At 34.3% G+C, this 3,567-nt stretch carries 3 protein-coding genes; all 3 read right to left on the bottom strand.

The window, feature by feature from the left end; all coding sequences use genetic code 11:
* Nucleotides 1-1,350: ABC transporter ATP-binding protein (locus AC1DJR_RS22045; RefSeq protein WP_477003499.1), on the bottom strand; the 1,350-nt coding region annotated here is incomplete at its 3' end.
* Nucleotides 1,343-3,097 (bottom strand): ABC transporter ATP-binding protein, encoded by a 1,755-nt coding sequence (locus tag AC1DJR_RS22040; protein ID WP_060751784.1) that lies wholly within the window; start codon nt 3,095-3,097, stop codon nt 1,343-1,345. The genes AC1DJR_RS22045 and AC1DJR_RS22040, both read right to left, overlap by 8 nt.
* Nucleotides 3,098-3,359: 262 nt before the next feature.
* Nucleotides 3,360-3,567: hypothetical protein (locus tag AC1DJR_RS22035; protein WP_477003498.1), on the bottom strand; the 208-nt coding region annotated here is incomplete at its 5' end.

Genomic DNA, 3,567 nt, shown 5'->3' with positions numbered 1-3,567 from the left:
AATCGTTCCTGCAAATAAATACGTATCCTGTAAAACAACCCCTATTTTACTCCGCAAAGAATTAATATCATAATCCTTTATATCTTTTTCATCAATGCTAATTTGCCCTTTTTGAATGTCATAAAAGCGAGTTAACAAATTAATAATTGTTGTTTTTCCTGATCCAGTTGGACCGACTAAAGCGATTGTCTCCCCAGGATTCGCCTCGAGACTCACATCTTTTAAAATCATGTTGTCCTGTAGGTATCCAAATGAAACTTTCTCAAGCCTAACATGTCCTTGTAAATTTTGTACAAGTACTGCATCTTTTTTATTTTGAATTTCTGGTACTTCATCCATAATTTCAAAGACACGTTCTCCTCCAGCAACTGCCGCTTGAATCGTATTCATTAAAGTTGCAAATTGACTAAGTGGTCTTGAAAATTGTCGAGAATAATTAATAAAAGCTGCAATGACACCTACTGTTGTCATTCCGTTTAATACCATTACCGATCCAGTTCCAATTACAAGCCCCATTCCTAAGTTATTAATAAAGTTCATACTTGGAAAAATAAATGCTGAAAACGTTTCAGCCTTCGTTGCTGAAATTCTTAGCTGTTCGTTAATTTCATTAAAGTTATGTACGGTTTCTTTTTCTTTTCCGTATAACGTAGTTACGTCTGCGCCTGTAATAGCTTCCTCAATAAATCCATTTAATTCTCCTAAATCCTTTTGACGCTTCGCAAAGTTTTTCCCACTATAAGCAACTAGTTTTTTCGTAACGAAAAACATAATAGGTACTGTAATTAAAGTTACAATCGCTAAAATCCAATCTAATGAAAACATCGCAATTGTTACACCTATAAACGTTAACGCTGATGAAATGATTTGCACAACACTTTGTGTCAAAGCTTGATTTAAGTTATCAATATCATTTGTCACACGGCTCATTAAATCACCTTGAGAACGTACATCAAAGAATCGTAGAGAAAGTGTTTGGATTTTTTCAAAAATATCTTGTCGTATTTTTTGTATAGTCTTTAATGCAACATTAATCATTACAAATGTTTGTAACCATGTTAATAATACGGTTATCCCATATATTGCAATGAGTAGCATGCACATTCTGGCTGTCCCGCTTAAATCCTTCGGTACAATGTATTCATCAATGATGATCCCCATATAATATGGCCCAAGTAAACCTAGTAATGTCGTGATAAATACAAGAATAATAACGAACATAAGAGATGCTTTTTGATACCCCATATAGTTCCATACTCGCATTATAGTTCCTTTAGTATTCTTAGTTTTTCCCGTTTTCGGATTGTTACGTCCACCTTTATTTCCAAATTGTCCTTGAAAATTACGCACGCTCTTCCCCTCCTTCTTGCTGCAGGCTACCACCTTGGGAAAGATAAATTTCCTGATACACTTCACAAGTTGCCAATAAAGCCTCATGCGTACCATTTCCAACTAATTCACCGTTATTCAAAACGAGGATTTTATCAGCATCTATAATAGAAGATATTTTTGATGCAATTAAAAATGTCGTTGTGCCACTATATTTCGTTTTTAATGCTTCTTGTATTATAGCTTCTGACTTCGCATCAACCGCCGATGTAGAATCGTCTAATACAAGAATAGATGGCTTTCTCACTAGGGCTCTTGCAATAGATATACGTTGTTTTTGACCRCCAGATAGATTGGTTGCACCTTGTGTTAAGTTATATTGATAAGAGTCGTCCAGCTTATTGATAAACTCAGTCGCACAAGCAGATGAAGATGCTAATTCCAATTCATCATAAGTTGCATCTTCTTTGCCATAACGTAAATTCTCTTCTATACTGCCTGAAAAAAGAAGTGCCTTTTGTGGAACGAAGCCAATGGAAGCACGAAGTTTTTGCAAATCGTATGCTTTCACATTAACATCATCTATACATATTTCACCTTGATCAACATCGTAAAGTCGTGGCAATAGTTTCGCCAATGTAGATTTACCACTTCCGGTCGATCCAATAATCCCTATTTTTTCACCTTTACGTACAGTAAAKGAAATATCTTTTAAAACATATTCATTATTTTTCGTATAACTATAGCTAACATTTTTAAACTCTACATTACCACCCACTTGTTTTGGTTCATATACGTCGCCTTCAGTTGTAATATCAACTTCAGTATGTAAGACTTGTTGTACACGATCAGCTGATGGAAAAGCACGGGCAATTTGAATAAATACCATACTAATAGACATAAGTGACATTAAAATGATATTTAAATAGTTAATAAAAGCTAAAATGGCCCCTACTTGGAGTGTACCGTTAAAAACTTTCTCGCCACCAATCCATAAAGTTGCTACAATTCCGCTATTTACAACTAGCATAATAATTGGCATCATCAATGAAATAATTTGTATTGCACGAATATTTATTTCAGTTAAACTTGTATTAACTTTCTCAAACTGTGCGATTTCATATTTTTGTCTTACATATGCTTTTATAACACGTACACCGGATAAATTTTCTTGTAGCTTTGTGTTTACTTTATCTAATGCTTCTTGTACTCGCTTAAATGAACCGCTCGATTGACCTGCAATCAATACAATTGCAACTAATAATACGGGTACCACAACAAGTAAAATTGGAAATAGGTCTCTCGCTGTTACAAAGACTATAATGATACTTCCAATAAATAATAACGGTCCACGGACAAGTACACGTAACGTCATCGTCATTGCCGATTGAATAGATGTAATATCATTTGTCACGATTGTTAATAATTTACCTGTTCCAAATGAATCACGATTTTTGCTAGAAAATGTTTCTATTTTCGCAAACACATCTTTTCGTATGTCTGTAGCGAAATTAACAGCAGCTTTTGTAGAATACATCATACAACCAAGTCCTCCAACTAAACCGATTGCTGCTGCTCCTATCATAAGAAGCCCCATTTTTATTACATAATTCAAATCCCGGTTTGCAATTCCAACATCAATAATATGTTGCATTATTGTCGGTTGAATTAAGTCCATCGCAACCTCAAGTACCATAAATAGCGGTCCAATAATAGCGAAGAACATGTATGGTTTTAAATACTGTAACAACTTGCGAAATGATTTCATACACAATCTCCTTTTTTCATGAAATTACCATCGAATAATTTATATTCCTCCTTATTTGAGCGATATTGTCTGTAATTTCTCCATTAGTCCTATTATATTAGGTAAATTAATATTTAACATTATTAAATGATAAGCATTTATGACTTCCCGGTCAATAAATGTGCTTTATCTTACGTAAATAAAAAAACACATTCTTAATAGAAAGAATGCGGTTTTTTATTTATATTTGTTCAATTGTAAAATTCAATCGCGAATCATTATTTTAGATGAATTTCGGTTTGGCATAGCCAAAAACTTTTGCTAAACTAGCTTTATGGAGTTCTTTGATAACTTGATATAGAAGGTTGCAGGAAGAAAATAGCGTGCGAAAACCAAGCCATTCGGTTCCTGCGTAAAATATCAACCGTATAAAGAGAGCATCCAAGCGTTGGACATCTAGGGGTGGATCGCCCCCGAAGTAACRCTCATGG

Source organism: Bacillus sp. 05T31 (assembly GCF_056396725.1).
Note: the sequence above shows the minus strand (reverse complement) of the source record. Positions and strands in the feature narration are given on the sequence as shown.